We start from the raw sequence: 14,796 nt of genomic DNA on the forward strand, positions 1-14,796 counted from the left end.
CCATGCACTCCATCGCGTCGGTCAAATCCGCCTCCGGAGCCGCGAAATATTTCACCAAAGACGACTTCGTCAGCGGCGAATATTACACCGACGAGCACGCCGGCGACGTCAGCCAGTGGGGCGGCGAGGGTCTGAAGGACTCGCCCATCGGAGGGCACGTCAACAAGGACGTGTTCGAGAAGGTCCTCAACGGCGAGACGCCGACGGGTGAGAAGATCGACGCGAGGGAGAGCCGGCGCCCCGGCTACGACCTCACCTTCTCGGCGCCGAAGTCGGTGTCCGTGATGGCCTATATCGGCGGTGACAAGCGGATCCTCGGACCGGACGGAGCTCACACCAAGGCGGTCCAGAACACGATGGCCTGGGTCGAGAAGAACCTCGCCCAAGCGCGGACCACCGCCGACGGCAAGACCACCACGGTGAACACCGGCAACCTGGTCTATGCCCTGTTTCAGCACGACACGAGCCGCTCTCTCGACCCTCAGGCGCACATCCACGCCATCGTCGCCAACATGACCAAGATGGCCGACGGCACCTGGAAGGCCCTCCACGCGGACAAAGTCTGGGCCAACAACACCGTGATCGGCTCGATCTACCACGCCTTCCTCCGCGTCGAGATGGAGAAGCTCGGCTACAAGATCGAGCAGCTGGGCAAGCACGGCACATTCGAGCTCGCGGGCGTCCCGAAGGGAATCATCGAGGCATTCAGCCAGCGCCGGGAGCAGATCATGCTCAAGGCGGAGCAGCTCGGGATCGTCTCTCCGAAGGGGCGCGACGGTGTCACCGTGAACACCCGCGATCCGAAGCTGAACGTCGAGGACCGCGACGGGCTGCAGAAGGACTGGAAAGACAAGGCAACCGGGCTCGGGTTCGACGGCAAAGAGGTGCTGGCCGACGCCCAGGCATCCGCTGCACGCGAGGCGGCAGGGCCGATCGGACGCAGCTATCAAGCCATCGTGGAAGCCGTAAAGGGTGCCCGGGAGTTCGTCGCGGGCCTTCTGCGGTCCCCGGATGCGCTGGTCGACAAGGGTATCGTCCGGATCGCGCAATCCCCCGCCGATGCGCGCGCGCAGCTCGCGGTTGCGTCCGCGATCCGGATCCACAGCCAGCGCGAAGCGGCCTTCGACATCAATCGTGTGGCAAAGACAGCGCTGGACCTCGGCCTGACCGGCGTGACGATCGATCATGTCACCAACAGGCTTGACCGACTGGTCGAGCAGGGACGGCTCTTGCCCGGTGAGATCCGCGCGGATGGAAGGATGGCTGCATCAGTCACCACGCCCGAGGCTCTGAAGACCGAGGAGAGCATCCTTGCCCGCGTCGAAGCAGGCAAGGGTGCGTCTGCACCAATCGTGTCACCCGCAGAAGCGCCCGGCCGTCTTCAGGACGCCTCGCCTCATGAGTTGAACCCCGGCCAGCTCGCGGCCGCCACCATGATCGTGTCCGGGTCGGACCGCACAGTGGTAGTTCAGGGCGTCGCCGGCGCCGGCAAGTCGACCATGCTGCAGGCTGCCGCCTCCGTCCTGCGGTCGGAGGGGCGCAACGTGCTCGGCCTCGCCTTCCAGAACAAGATGGTCAGCGACATGCGCGAGGGCATGGTCCCAAGGGAGTTGTCGGTCGACGACATGAAGGCTGCCGGCGTGGAAGCGCAGACGATCGCGTCCTTCATTTGGCAGAACGAGCGCCATCTCGATAATCCGAACACCCCAGCGGCCCAGGCTCGTAGGGACGAGCTCAAGAACACCACGATCGTCATCGACGAGACGTCGATGGTGTCGAGCGACGACATGCTGAAGCTGCTCACGATCGCCGAGGGGCTCGGGGTCGAGAAGATCGCGATGGTTGGCGACCGGCAGCAGCTATCGTCGATCGACGCGGGCAAGGCGTTTGCCATGGTGCAGGCGGGCGGCGCCCCCATGGAGCGGATGGACGAGAACATCCGCCAACGAACCGACCAACTCCGCACGGTCGCGGCCCTCGCGAACGTGGGTCAGGCAAGCCAAGCCATGCGCGTCCTTGGGGGCGACGTGATCGAGCATGCCACACCGGCTGCACACGCGGCCGAGATGTGGCTGGCGCTGTCCCCCGAAGACCGTGCCGACACCGCGGTGTTCGCCTCGGGCCGAGAGGGGCGCGGGATCATCAACAGCATGATCCAGACTGGCCTCAAGGAGGAAGGCTCCATCAAGGGCGAGGGATTGGCGCTCCAGATCCACGAGAGTGTCCATCGGACCCGGGAGGAGCTGCGCTACGCCAAGAGCTACGAGGGCGGCTTCACGCTCAACGTCACGGGCCACGTCCCCGAAATCGGGCTCAAACGCGGGATGTATGAGGTCACGCGCGTCCTCGGCAATGGCAAGGTCGAGGTCGACGTGCATGGGCGCAAAGTGCGGTTCGACCCGCAGAAGATTGACCCGTCGATCAAGAACGACCGGCTCGAACTGACCAAACAGCGCGAGATCAAGATCCACGAAGGCGACCAGGTCCGCTGGACCACCAACGATAAGGACCGGGGCCTGCTCAACTCCGCGCAGGCGAGGATCGTATCGATCGACAGCAACGGCGTCACTGTGGAGACGGCCTCGAAAGGCCAGGTCACGCTCGGCCGCAACGATCCCATGCTGTCTCGCATGGACCTCGCCTACTCGCTCAACATGCACATGGCGCAGGGCGTCACCGCCTTGAAGGCGATCGGGGTGATGCTGAGTCACGAGACCAACCTCTCCAATCAGCGGCTGTTCAACGTCCTGGTCACCCGCGTCCGTGACGGCGTCCGAATGGTCGTCGACAGCAAGGACAAGCTGATGCGGCAGCTCGACCGCAGCCCCGGCGACAAAACGGCGTCACTTGAGAGCCTCGGCCGCCTTGAGATCGACGGCCCCAGCGCGAAAACGACGGCAGCGGATGCGGCGCTGACTGCGGCGATGGCGGTTCGCGACGGCACCGACAGCGCCGGCAGCAAAGGCAGCGAGCCGATCATCGTGCCCGGCCGTGACGGGCTCGATCTGCAGGATCTGCCCCCGATGGGCAAATCGGAAACGGACTATTCCAAGGTAGACGGTCCCGACGGGCGGTCCCGTGGGGAGCCCGAGATGGACCGGACGCCGAAGCGGGAGTCCGAGAGCGACAAGGATCAGGACGGACGGCGTCGCGACGACGGCGACGGCCTCGGTCTCCGCCCGCTCAACATGGACGACCTGCGCGGTCTGCCCCCCATGCCCGGTCGCGACAACCAGATCCCCGGTTTGCCGGAGAAGAACCTGAGCCTCGATCTGTGAGGAAGCGCATGACGAACATCATCTGCGGAACGCTGGACACGATTCCCCTCGAAACGACGCACCGCCTCATCGGTCTCGCTCGTGAGGGCGGCGACCGTCTGGTCATTGTCGACGAGGGCGACGGGATGACGGCTGCCCTAGCCGACATCAACGAGGACCTGCTGATCGATTCCACACGGGGAAATTGGGACTTCTACGCGGATCATCCGACGGAGATGGATAAAGCTCACGCTGCGGAGGCGATGATCCCTTCGCAGGGGATCGAGCCCGCCGTGTTCAACCAGGCGACCTGCCTTCTAACCGAGATCCTGTGCGACTTCGGTTGGGACTATCATGGGCACCTCAGTCGAGTTTCCGAACACATACGTGGCCTCGAGTACGAGAGCATCGCCGACCATTTCCGGCTCGACGTATCCAATGAGGACGACACCGCCCGGGCATTCACTATCGCCGCCTTGTTGAACGAGGCAGCGGGGCGGTTCACGGCGCGCGATCCGCGCGTCCCACGGGTTTCAATCGCCCGTTGGCTCGCCAGTTCCCCGGCAGCCATCCTCTTTATCAATGCCGGTGGTGACGTCCGCCGCGGGGCGTGTCGCTCCGTAAGCGCTGCGATCAGTCTCATCGTCCGACGCGAAGCCGATGCGGGCACCCGGTCTCACATCGTTAAATGTTCCATGGCGGCCGAGGAAGGCGTGCTTCAGCCGCCACCCCTCGTATCCATCGGCGCCCCGCAAGGGAGCTGCTAGGCGATGGACAGGTCAATCGCGCTCCTCGTGGCCCTCGGGTCCATTATTCTGCTCCTGAAGGCCCTGGGAGCCGCCCTGGGGCCGCCTAGACCCGTCGCGAAGCAGTTCCTGACGCGCCGCGAGGCGGCGATGCTGGACGCGCTGGAGCGCGCCCTCCCTCATTGCCGGATACACGCGCAGGTCGCGATGGGGGCGCTGCTGACGGTTCCGCACAACCAGCTGCGCAAGCGCAAGCTGTCGGATCGCAATTCATTCTCGCAGAAGATCGTCGACTTCGTGGCTCAGGACCGCGCCAGCGGGGCTATTCTCGCGCTGATCGAGGTCGATGACTGGAGCCATGCCCTTGCCCGCGATCGCGCGCGGGACGCCATGACGGGAAATGCGGGTTACCGCACGATTCGGATCCCGGCGGGTGCTCGGCCGACCTTTCACGAGGTTGTAGCGATCGTCGGGGGCCTCCGACCCCCCTCCCCTGCCTCATTCTCCCCGGAGGCCGCATGACCATGCAATCCGCCAAAACCCAAGCAGCGGCGCTCAGGACGCTCGGACACGACCTGCTCGACCAACGTAGCAGGCTGCGGCCCTACCGATCGGAGGCCTCGGTGGAGGAAACGCAAAGCCACGCGAGCTTCCTGCTGGACGGCGCCTTGGCCTGTCTCAATGGCGCGAGAGAGATCGAGGAACTAGCAGGCATCGCGGACCGGCCTCCCTATGAACGACGCCGTCGCTTCGCTCGGAGACTGGCGTGGGGCGGCGCGACCTCGCTGCTCCTCCTGCTCGGCGCCGTCACCTTGGGGGACGAGCGCCCATCACCAACGGACGCGCACTGGATCGCGCGCGCGAGCGAGGAGCTGTCCGATAGTGAGGATGCCCTGCCTCATGAGAGGGAGTGGACCACTGTATCGGTGGATGAGCTAGTTCAACGCGAGACCCCTCATGCCGGCCGCTGAGACATCCCAGAGCGTGACCGCCGACGAATCGCCCGAAGGCATCGCTGCAGCGCTCCGGGCACAGGCTTACACGGTCATGGACGTATCGCCGGTCGCAGCAGCGCACCTGGTCCTCGCAGCCGCCACGCTCGCCCCGGAATGCGATGACGAGCGTGACGTCGCCGACCAGTTCTCGTTCGTGATGGCCGACTTCGCAATGGGGCTCGCGAAGATTCACCACCGGGCGCGCATGCGAAACCAGCAGCAAGCGGAAGGGGGTAAGAATGGGGCTCAGTGACCGCGACTACATGCGCGAACGCTACCGGCAGCGACAGGGGCTCGGGGCTGGCAAGACACAGTGGAACGACAAAAAGGCTAGACGGGAGGAGCTACGCGAGGGCCACGAGAAGGCAGTTCCATTGGGAAGCGCAAGCTGGGTCGGCAAAGGCGGCCCCTGGTTCGAGGCCAAGGATCGCGGCCATGACTACCAGAAGCAACGGTACAGACCCCACCCAATCGTCCGCCCGCACCCGGCTCAGAAGTGGATACTGCTGCTCTCTGCCATCACAATCCTTATCCCGGCCTATCGAGAGGCGAAACGCAGCGGGTGGATCCCGGACAGCGGCCCGGCTCTGGCCTTCCCGTCCTCCGGTAGCGTGACGGTCAACAGCGCCATCGATCCTAGAACGGCGACGTCGCGGATGCCGGTGGTGACTGACACGGCCAACGCCGTCGTCCAGCTCTTCGACCGCGAAACCGATGAGCACATCATCTCCGCGTACGTGCGCCGTCAGGATTCGGTGACCATTCCCGTGCCGCCCGGAACTTATCGAATGAGGGTCATCGAGGGCGACAAATGGCACGGCCCCGTGCGGTTCTTCGGCCCCTCGACGACCTACGAGACCGTCGTCCGTCCGATGGTCTTCACACGACAAAAAGGAAGCGGGATCGATCTTCACCGCTCGCCAACCGGCACTCTTCACACCAGGATCAACATCACCGACCCCAAGCCACTCAACTGAGGGAGAATACCATGCGCGTGACACTTGCAGCGATCGGCATGATCGCCCTGACGATCTCACCGGCGACAGCTCAGAAGCTCGGAAAAGGCGGGATCGGCGTTGATGAGACGACCGAGGTTCCACGCTGCGATCGCCCGTTCGGGACGATCGCGCTCGTGGAGGAGCGTAGCGCTGCCGGCGCTGCCGAGGGGGTTCCTCCTGGCTTGGCGGCGCTCGTTAGGATGGCGGAAGCACAAAATGGCGGTAGCGCGCGTGTCGATCCCCTCCCCTTGCTGAAGCTCCTCGTTTCGCAGTCCAATTGCTTTCAGGTTGTTGATCGCGGCGAGGGCTTCGACGCTCTGCAGCGCGAGCGCCAGCTGGCGGCCGGCGGATCTGTGGCTGGCGCAAACAACCAGGCCACTTTGCGAGCGGCCGACTATCTGCTGCAAGCCAAGGTCCTATACTCGGACAACAACTCTGGTGGCAGTGGTGGCGGCCTTGGCAGCATGTTCCCGGGCGGCCTAGGCTTCAAGCAGAAGGTCAAAGCCAGTCAGACGATGCTGACCCTCGTTGAGGTGAAGACCGGCATCCAGACGGCCGTAGCAACCGGCTCAGCGCGCAAGAAGGACCTTTCGATCATCGGAGGCGGCCTGCTCACGAACGCCGGCGTTGGCGCGCTGGGTGGGACCTATACCAGCACCGACATGGGAAAGATCACCTCCCTTGCGATGCTGGACGCCTTCCGGAAGCTCACGAACGACGCCAAGGCGCGGATCGCGCCCGCAAACTCCGCCGCGACGAGCTCCCCTCCCCTGCCCGCCGCCGTGGCAGCCCCGGCTCCCTTGGCCAGCGCGGCACCAGCCCAAGGCGGGCGTCAGCAATAGGAGGGGAGAGGGGTTAAGGGGTTGAGGTCGGGCGGCGTGCAAGAAGCGGTCGCGCCGGACCTTCTCCCCTCCCCTCTCGACGAGGATGCCGGTCATGAACATGCACCCCGACCTGTTCAGTCACGCCGACGAGCTGGCCTCCCTCAATGAGGAACCGGAAACTGAGGCGGCTGCCCCGCGGGGTGAGCCGCTCGCAGTGCCGTGCGGCTTCCTCAATCGGGCGAACCAGCGCTGCCGGGGTATGGCCCATCGCCCCGTGCTGATGGACGGCCTTCAGATGGAATGCCGGGGGCGCCCAATGCTCCACTGCGATCCTGAGTGCTTCAGGGCGGCCGAGGCTAACCCGGCTCCAGACCAGGACGATTGGCCATGAATGCTCCGTTCTCACATCGCCGGCCACACTGCCCCTATTGCGCCGAGACGGTACATAGCTGGCACCAGGGGGCCTGGATCGAGCCATGCGATCGCTGCAAACGACCTATCGTACTTCTCCGCTCCCCACTCGATTGGAACGGCCCGCTGCGAATGCGCGGCCTACTGGACGTCGCGTCGACCGCCTACGGGTTCGCGATGGTCGTCCTGGTCGTGACCTTCGTCATCAGCGACATGAGCGCGATCACGTTCGCAAAGGCCCTGACGCTCCTGCTGTTCGTGATCGGCTCAATCTTGTGTGTCGATGGCGGGCTCGGGCTTCGGAGCAGGATCGATCGCACGTGGAAGGCCCTGCGCTTCGGTCGCGTAGCCGTCTGGTTCTCGGCCGCTAAAATTGCGTGCGGGGTGACGGCCATGCTGCTGGTTACCGTCGGCCTCGGCCTTTGACCAACTCTTGCCGCTTTGCTGGCAACACGACATTGCTGGCAACTTGGCAGCCGATCGGCTAAGCTACGACATACGACAGGGAGGGCTAGTTTTGGACACCTCGCTCATCACCAGCTTCGCGGCCGTGACCATCGGCCTAACCGCGTTCGCGCTGGCTCACTTCGAGAACTGGACAGGCGGAACCCGCCTAGCCGCTATGGCGGTTTTCGACAGGCTTGATTGCGGCGTCGGCGATCACGATCGAGTCCTGGTCTTGGTAGCGACCGCCGCGGCCGTTAGGCCATCGAACGCCGCTTTTGCCCTATTGCCAGCAGGCCAGCAAGCCAGGATGCTGGCGTGCTGGCGTGCTGGCGTGCTGGCGTGCTGGCGTGCTGGCGTGCTGGCGTGCTGGCGTGCTGGCGTGCTGGCGTGCTGGCGTGCTGGCGTGCTGGCGTGCTGGCGTGCTGGCGTGCTGGCGTGCCTCGTTGCCGACCTGTTGGCGCCGGATCGTTTGACCGCAGGGAGCGGAAACTCCCCCTTCCGAGTGCCCGATGTGGCTTTCGCCCCTGTTGCCTTGCTGGGGTGACTGCAAGCTGCGTTGCCAGCAAGCTGGCACGAGCGACCTCGTCGTTAGGTCAAGCCGTCCAGGCCGCCGCGACGACGCTGGGTGTGCTTCAACGGGCATCGCTCCGGAGGCGCGCCCCTCGCCTCTCTTCTTATCACAAGGTTTTGACCAAATGCTGGGTTGCTGTGTTGCTGGCAACTAGGCGTTGTGCTTTTCCAGCAAGCTGGCAAGCGCCTCTCGCATCAAGTCCTCGATCGAGCGGTCCGTGTCGGCGGACAATCGCTTTATCCGACGATGCTCTTCCGGCGCGACGACAACGGTCAGGCGCTTCATGCCCTCGCGTGTCTTTGCACGGTAACCGCTTGCGGGCTGCTCGGCCGCTTGAGCCCCCGCCGGCGCGCTCGCAGGGGCTTCCTGCGCCGGCGCCTCGATCGCTGGTTCTGGAGCTGGTCCCTTCGCCGCGGCTTTCATGCTCTCGGCGAGACTGGGTCGCTTTGCCATGTAGTCACCCTAATTCTGCTGTGATGCCAGCAATACAGGCTTGTTGCCTTGCTGGCAATGAGGCTTGCCATGAAGGCGGCAAGCCGACTTGCTGCTAAAGAGGCAATGCGGCGCGTAACCACTGCAGGAGCTGGTCGACCTCCTCGGCTGCCTTGCCCCCTGGTTCGTACTCTGGCGCGGTTTGACCGACGGTAAGCGCGTGCCCAAACGCCGCGCGCTGCTGTAGGCCCGCCGGCGCAACGTCCATGCCGTGCTGAGCGACGGCCGCTTGCGCGTCTGAAAGAAGCTGTGTCGCACGGGGCGGGACAGCGTTGAGGATGACGAACGCCTGCTTCTTCGCGTTGGAGACGAGTTCCGCCGTGGTGGCAATCGCGCGAAGGTCGAGGATCCCGGCACGACACGGGATCAAGACCAGGTCGGCTGCCTTGATGGCCGCGATCGCGACACTGTCCGAATGCGGAGCCGTGTCAATGACGACGAGCTCGGCGCCTCCGTCGGTGGCCGCCTGTAGCCCGTGGCTCAGCCGGGAGTAGGGGAGGGCGACCACAACAGGCGCTTCTCCCTGACGGCTGTCACCCCAGCCTGCGGCGCTCGCCTGAGGATCTAGGTCGATAATAACTGACGGGAGGCCCGCCGCCTCCGCGGCCGTCGCGATATGCAGCGCGAGAGTGGTTTTCCCGGCGCCGCCCTTTTGGCTCACAATTGCGATCGTCTTCATAATTGCTGGCATAGCAGCAGCGCAGCATGGCAGCAAGGCGGCAGGACAGCAATACGGCAAGGAGGCACCACGGCATTGCGGCATGCTGGCTTGTCACCGATATGGCTTGCCAGCAATCTGGCAGCCGTTCCGGGCCGGATCACGTGAGGCGAGCGGGCGACCGCGTTCGTGGAGACGATCGATGATGATCCTTACAAGGGAGGATTCCGACCTCCTTCCGTCGCTGGGCACGTGGGACCAGCCATTCCACTGGAGCGTGTTCGTGGTCTCGCCGAGAAAGGGTGGGCCGGGAATGCCGACCCTGATCGCGGTTGGCACGATAGAGAAGCTCACCGCGCGCGGTCCGACCATCGACATCACGGTCGTCGACCTGATGCAAACAGAGCCGACGATTAGGCCTGTGATGACGGGGCAGGGGGCGCTCAGCCGCAACAACCGGGTGAAGCTGACGCCGGGTGATGTGCTGATCCACCCGGCCGCGTTGCGGGGCAGGGGGATCGGAAATCTCGTGTTCAACATCGTCACGGCGTGGGCGCAGCGGGCTTACCCGGGCCACCAGGCCGAACCGATAACGCTAGTTCGATCAAACTCCGCGAGCGGAGCCGAATGGGAGCACGAGTTTAGCAAGCTGACCGAGTTCTATGGCAGGTTCGGGTTCCGGTGGCAGACGCCGCCCGTCGAGACTGATCGTAATCACTTCCCATCCGACCCGCCGTTGGTCCGCGATCTTACCCAGGTACTGGAAGCCGACCTCCCGCTGATCCGGCGTGTCCACCTACCTGCAGCAGTGACGAACATGATTGACCAGCTGCACGATTACGCCGACGACCGCGCTCAGCTGACAACCGTCTCCCGCCTTCTGAAGGAACGCAGAGAGCAGTGGCGTTCCTTGGGCTCACGCCTAAACTACTTTGCTTGGGGCATCGCGTTCGTTGCAGGCGTTCTCGCGGCTCGGCTCGCCGGCGTTGTTGGCGGCGCTTAGCTCCGAAGTACCGCCGAAGGCTTCCACGCTGCCGTACAATCAATGCTCGGCATCAGTTCGCTTGCGGCGCTGCCCGCTCCAGATCGTCGTTGCGAGGCTCCGGATTAAGCGGTCCCTCGCCAGAGAGGTAGCGATCGGGCCATTGCTTGGTCCATTCGTAAAAGGGCTGTCGCGCTCCGTCGACCACTAGGTTGAGGAACACGCTGTACGGCAAAGATCGCACCACACCCGGACAGAGCTGCTCGAGCCCGAGCTTTTCGCGCTGCCTGTCCTCTTCGACCACCATCATGGCCTCCACGAATGGTCTGAACCAGTCCTTCTGCGGATCACGGTCGCCCAGCTCCATCCGAACCATGTTGAGCCCGTTCGCGTAATAGAGCATCAGCGCCGAGCGGGTGTTTGCAAAGGCAACTAGGTCCTCTGCAGTGAAGTCGGGGTTCGCCCACTTCGTCTGCGCCATTTCCTCGTTATTCTCGACCGCCCGCTCCACATGACGCCAAATCGCGCCACTGATATAGGGATTCTCGGCATAGAACTGCGCCGCCTTTTCCTCTTCCTTTAAGCAGAGGACCGCGAGACCGCAGAACGACAACACATATTCGGCGAGCAGCTCACGACAGGCCATAGCCGGGTTTTCCGTAGCGCCGATCGCGACCACCTTGGAGTAGAAGTCCTGGACGAGGCGATCCTTGTTCTCTTGAGAGAAGTGGCTTAGCGCTTGGCCACGGTAGAAGAACTCCTGCGTATGCAGCGCAAGCGCTTGGCCGAGTGGCGAGCGCTTAAACTTGTACCCAGCCCAGTACGCCCTCGCGGTTCCTAGCAGCCCCATCATACCCCCCCGTTCCTGCCGTTGCCTTCAGGCCGCGAGAACCGGCCCAAGCATGCTCTCCCCTACAGCATAATGGGGTGGCGCCGCCCATCGGAATGTCACGATTGCTGCTTCACCGCTCTCCGGCCTCGCAACAGTCATGCACGCCGGCTAGGCTCCGCCAGCATCCGGCGCCGCCCAACCTACGCGGGCGAGGGTCGCTATCAAGGTGGAACGAGCGACCTTGTGGGTTCGGCAAACAGACGCCTTGCTCGCCCCTGCAGCCAGCGCGAGCGTGATGGCTTCCAGCGTTTCAGGGTTGATAGCCGGCGGGCGACCTCCCTTTCGACCTCGGCGCTTAGCGGCCGCAAGGCCGGCAATGACCCTTTCCCGCGTCAAAGCACGTTCATACTGCGCAAGCGCCCCGAAGAGGGAAAACAGCAGCTCGCCGTGGGGCGTCGTGGTGTCCATCTGTTCGGTCAAAGATCTGAATGAGACCGACCGCTCCTTCAGAGCCGCCACGATCGAGAGGAGGTGCGGAAGCGAGCGACCGAGGCGATCGAGCTTCCAAACAACAAGGCCGTCGCCGGGCTGGAGATAGGACAAGCACTCCTTGAGGCCCGGTCGATCGTCACGGGCACCGGAGGCCCTATCGGAATAAAGGTGCCGAGCGTCGACTCCTGCGGCGAGCAACGCATCTCGTTGCAGATCCACCGATTGACGGTCGTCGGCCGACGAGACGCGCATATAACCGACCAACATGTACCGAAAACCCCAAGATTGCCGTTCCTGCACACTAGGGCAATCGGACAGGGTTTGTCACACAGATATCACGCCGAAAGCAGGCTTCCGGCGAGGAAACAGGGCGGGGGTGTCCGAAAACAAGTGTTTTCAGACATTGATGCCTCATCGGCTCTCCATGTGAGAATGCTGCATCTCACGATGGCGCCGGTCCGAACTGCAACCTAGAACGTGAGACGAGGAATAGGGGGAGCCTGAGGCATGGAGATCGATTTTGGTGCGTTGCTGGATGATAGCGAAGCGGCCCCAATCAACCCGCGAGAGATTTTCCAAACTCTCGACAAGGACAAGGCGTTCGACTTCTTACGCGACGTCCAAAGAGACGTTCTGGATGGGTGGTTTGCCCGGCGCACCGAGAAGGACACCGTAATCAAGCTAAACGTCGGCGCTGGAAAAACCACTGTCGGCCTGCTTGCACTACAGAGCTGCCTCAACGAGGGTGTTTTTCCAGCAGTCTTCGTCTGTGCCGATAGAATGCTCGTCGAGCAAGTCGTGCATGAAGCTGGTCGGCTAGGGATCGGTGTGACGACTGAGCCTAAGGACCCAGACGTAAGATCGGGCTCGAAAATCCTAGTTACGAACATCTACCGGGTGTTCAACGGTTTGTCGGTCTTTGGTGTTGCTAAGGCGGGCGAGAAGATCGCCATAGGCGCAATTGTAATCGACGATGCCCATGCTTGCCTCAGGACGTTGGAGCGACAGTTCCGTCTAACAATCCCGAATGGCCATCCAGTTTACGAATGGGCAGTCGCCCGGTTTGAAGACGCCATTAAGCAGCAGAGTCCGAGAAGCTTCCATAGGATCAAGGCCGGCGACCACGCTGATTACGTCGAAGTCCCGTTCTGGGCAGTGCGGGAAGCGTCTAGCGATCTGCTGGAGCAGCTTACTAAGCACGAGAGCGAGGACGCCTTCAAGTATGTCGTGCCATTTATCGGTGAGGCATTGGCGTTGTGTAGAGTTATCATCGGTGGAACAGAGATGGAGGTTTCGGCTACATACCCTTGGACCGATCTTGTAAACTCCTTTCGCCGTGCGAGACGTCGCGTCTATATGACAGCGACACTCTCAGATGACACGATCTTGGCAACCCACTTTGGTGCCGACCCGGACGTCTTGAAAGCTGCCGTTACCACGCCGTCGGCGACCATGGGCGAGCGCATGATCCTAATGCCTCAACAGCTCAACTCCGAGATTACGCTCGCGGATGTGAAGGGCATGCTTAAGGACTTTTCCAAACAGCACAATGTAGTCGTAATTGTGCCATCTAAGCAGGCCTCCGAAGAATGGATAGAAGTCGCAGACCAAATCCTAATCGGCGATGACGTCGCTGAGGGTGTCGCGCGCCTGCGCTCCTCCCACGTGGGGCTTACCATTCTTATCAATCGGTATGACGGCATAGACTTGCCAGAAGGCGCCTGCCGGGTGCTTGCGATTGTCGGTCTGCCAGAAGCCGCTTCCCTTGTCGAACGCGCAGACATGACAGTTCTCAACGCTTCCGGCGTAACGCTGCACCGGCAGGTTCAGCGCATCGAGCAGGGGATGGGGCGTGGTGTCAGGTCTGTGGAGGATCACTGCGCAGTCGTACTGTTTGGGTCCGCCTTAACCGAACGCCTCCTGTCGGCCGAGGGCAAGGCCATGCTGACCTCTGCCACCGCAGTTCAGCTCGAGCTATCCCTCCGATTGGCGAAACAGATCGAAAAGGCCGCGGCGGGCACCATTGATGTGAGCACAGTAGCAACCGTTATTGACCGTTGCCTCGATCGAAACAACGAATGGCGGAAGTCCGCGCGTACCGCGCTGTTGAAAGCTGAGGGGTCCGATGTGTTGCGGTTCGACCGAACACAGGTCGCCCTGAAAACAGCAGTTGACCAAGCGAGGGATGGAGATAGCCGGCTAGCTGCTCGCACCCTCCAGCCAGTTGTCTCGTCTGCACAGGACGGCGACACTCGGGCATGGCTGCTCAACAGACTGGCGCATATTACCGACTTCCACGACCGTGCCGAGGCACAGAGAACACTCAAAGCTGCGTACAACCTCAATCGCAGCGTGGTGCGGCCGATCGAGGGGATCAATTATGAGCGGATCTCGACCCAAAGCGAGGCCCAGGCGGCATCATCTGCTCGTTTTCTCAAACTTCGGGGTATGGAACTCGCCGACCGTGTAGTCTTTGCAACCGACCTAACCGAGGACCTTGCTTTCAAGCGGGTTTCGTACAGGAAGTTTGAGGCGGCCATCCGGGACCTTGGACTGGCAATCGGCGTATTATCACAGCGCCCGGAGGAGGACTATCACGAAGGTCCTGATAACCTCTGGCGGCTCCCAGGGCGAGAGTACCTCGTCATAGAGTGCAAGAACGAGTCTGAGGCCGAGGGCGGTATAGCTAAAGGTGACCTCGGACAACTCGGTCAATCCATGGAATGGTTTCAGCAGCGTTATGGAGCCACGGAACCGGTCATTCCAGTCGTGATCCATCCCTTATCGCACGTAGGACCAACCGCTACCGCGATCCCTGGATGTCGAGTTATAGATGGGCATCGTCTGAGACTCCTCCGCCAGAGCTTTCTCGACTTTGTTAAAGCAACAAGCGAGGAGGTAATCAGCGACCCAGCAGCGCTCCACGAACAGCTCGCCACTCATGGGCTTACTGGTGAGAGGTTCGTTGAAACGTTCACCACCGCCTTGAGGTAAACCAATGCGACCGGGTCTCAGGCGTCCGGCGAGAGCTTGAGACCCGCGTGAATGTTCTGGTGGCAGCGCACCCGCGAGGTCGCCTCACCGGCGAACG

15 protein-coding genes are annotated in these 14,796 nt (G+C 62.8%); 11 read left to right on the forward strand and 4 right to left on the reverse strand.

The window, feature by feature from the left end:
* Window positions 1–2: 2 nt before the first annotated feature.
* The 9 genes from mobF to MF607_RS17635 all read left to right on the forward strand — a co-directional run bounded on the left by mobF (window position 3) and on the right by MF607_RS17635 (window position 8,222).
* A complete protein-coding gene (mobF, locus tag MF607_RS17595) occupies window positions 3–3,278 on the forward strand; it encodes a MobF family relaxase (protein ID WP_242121222.1) in 3,276 nt (1,091 codons plus the stop codon).
* An 8-nt stretch (window positions 3,279–3,286) separates the two neighbouring features.
* Window positions 3,287–4,024 carry a type IV secretion system DNA-binding domain-containing protein gene (locus MF607_RS17600; RefSeq protein WP_242121224.1) on the forward strand — a complete coding sequence of 246 codons (738 nt, stop codon included), beginning with the start codon at window positions 3,287–3,289 and terminating at the stop codon, window positions 4,022–4,024.
* A gap of 3 nt (window positions 4,025–4,027) precedes the next feature.
* Window positions 4,028–4,525: a DUF2726 domain-containing protein gene (locus MF607_RS17605; protein ID WP_242121226.1), complete on the forward strand. Its 498-nt coding sequence runs from the start codon at window positions 4,028–4,030 to the stop codon at window positions 4,523–4,525.
* Window positions 4,522–4,974 carry a hypothetical protein gene (locus MF607_RS17610; RefSeq protein WP_242121229.1) on the forward strand — a complete coding sequence of 151 codons (453 nt, stop codon included), beginning with the start codon at window positions 4,522–4,524 and terminating at the stop codon, window positions 4,972–4,974. Before MF607_RS17605 ends, MF607_RS17610 begins: the two co-directional genes overlap by 4 nt.
* Before the next feature lie 13 nt (window positions 4,975–4,987).
* Window positions 4,988–5,251, forward strand: coding sequence for a hypothetical protein (locus MF607_RS17615; protein ID WP_242121231.1), 264 nt, complete (start codon window positions 4,988–4,990; stop codon window positions 5,249–5,251).
* Complete coding sequence (locus MF607_RS17620) at window positions 5,238–5,975, forward strand: hypothetical protein (protein ID WP_242121233.1); 738 nt, start codon at window positions 5,238–5,240, stop codon at window positions 5,973–5,975. The genes MF607_RS17615 and MF607_RS17620 overlap by 14 nt, the downstream gene beginning before the upstream one ends.
* Before the next feature lie 11 nt (window positions 5,976–5,986).
* Window positions 5,987–6,838, forward strand: coding sequence for a CsgG/HfaB family protein (locus MF607_RS17625; RefSeq protein WP_242121235.1), 852 nt, complete (start codon window positions 5,987–5,989; stop codon window positions 6,836–6,838).
* Between the two features lie 525 nt (window positions 6,839–7,363).
* The gene (locus MF607_RS17630) at window positions 7,364–7,657 is read left to right on the forward strand and encodes a hypothetical protein (protein WP_242121237.1); all 294 of its coding nucleotides are present in this window, start codon (window positions 7,364–7,366) and stop codon (window positions 7,655–7,657) included.
* Between the two features lie 91 nt (window positions 7,658–7,748).
* Window positions 7,749–8,222 carry a hypothetical protein gene (locus MF607_RS17635; RefSeq protein ID WP_242121239.1) on the forward strand — a complete coding sequence of 158 codons (474 nt, stop codon included), beginning with the start codon at window positions 7,749–7,751 and terminating at the stop codon, window positions 8,220–8,222.
* A gap of 177 nt (window positions 8,223–8,399) precedes the next feature.
* Here MF607_RS17635 and MF607_RS17640 read toward each other — a convergent pair whose 3' ends face one another.
* Together MF607_RS17640 and MF607_RS17645 are read right to left on the reverse strand one after the other, a co-directional pair.
* Entirely contained in the window at window positions 8,400–8,702 is a 303-nt protein-coding gene (locus tag MF607_RS17640; RefSeq protein ID WP_242121240.1) for a ribbon-helix-helix domain-containing protein, read from the reverse strand.
* Between the two features lie 94 nt (window positions 8,703–8,796).
* A complete protein-coding gene (locus tag MF607_RS17645; RefSeq protein WP_242121242.1) occupies window positions 8,797–9,420 on the reverse strand; it encodes a nucleotide-binding protein in 624 nt (207 codons plus the stop codon).
* Between the two features lie 181 nt (window positions 9,421–9,601).
* On the opposite strand from MF607_RS17645, the gene MF607_RS17650 reads away from it, so the two are divergent.
* Window positions 9,602–10,402: a hypothetical protein gene (locus tag MF607_RS17650; RefSeq protein ID WP_242121244.1), complete on the forward strand. Its 801-nt coding sequence runs from the start codon at window positions 9,602–9,604 to the stop codon at window positions 10,400–10,402.
* Between the two features lie 52 nt (window positions 10,403–10,454).
* Here the strand turns inward: MF607_RS17650 and MF607_RS17655 are convergent, their stop codons facing one another.
* A complete protein-coding gene (locus tag MF607_RS17655) occupies window positions 10,455–11,234 on the reverse strand; it encodes a hypothetical protein (RefSeq protein WP_242121245.1) in 780 nt (259 codons plus the stop codon).
* Window positions 11,235–11,381: 147 nt separating this feature from the next.
* Window positions 11,382–11,972: a recombinase family protein gene (locus MF607_RS17660; protein WP_242121247.1), complete on the reverse strand. Its 591-nt coding sequence runs from the start codon at window positions 11,970–11,972 to the stop codon at window positions 11,382–11,384.
* A gap of 240 nt (window positions 11,973–12,212) precedes the next feature.
* On the opposite strand from MF607_RS17660, the gene MF607_RS17665 reads away from it, so the two are divergent.
* A complete protein-coding gene (locus MF607_RS17665) occupies window positions 12,213–14,699 on the forward strand; it encodes a DEAD/DEAH box helicase family protein (protein WP_242121249.1) in 2,487 nt (828 codons plus the stop codon).
* The last annotated feature ends 97 nt before the right edge of the window (window positions 14,700–14,796 follow it).

The organism is Sphingomonas lacusdianchii (assembly GCF_022664395.1).
Lineage (GTDB): Bacteria > Pseudomonadota > Alphaproteobacteria > Sphingomonadales > Sphingomonadaceae > Sphingomonas > Sphingomonas lacusdianchii.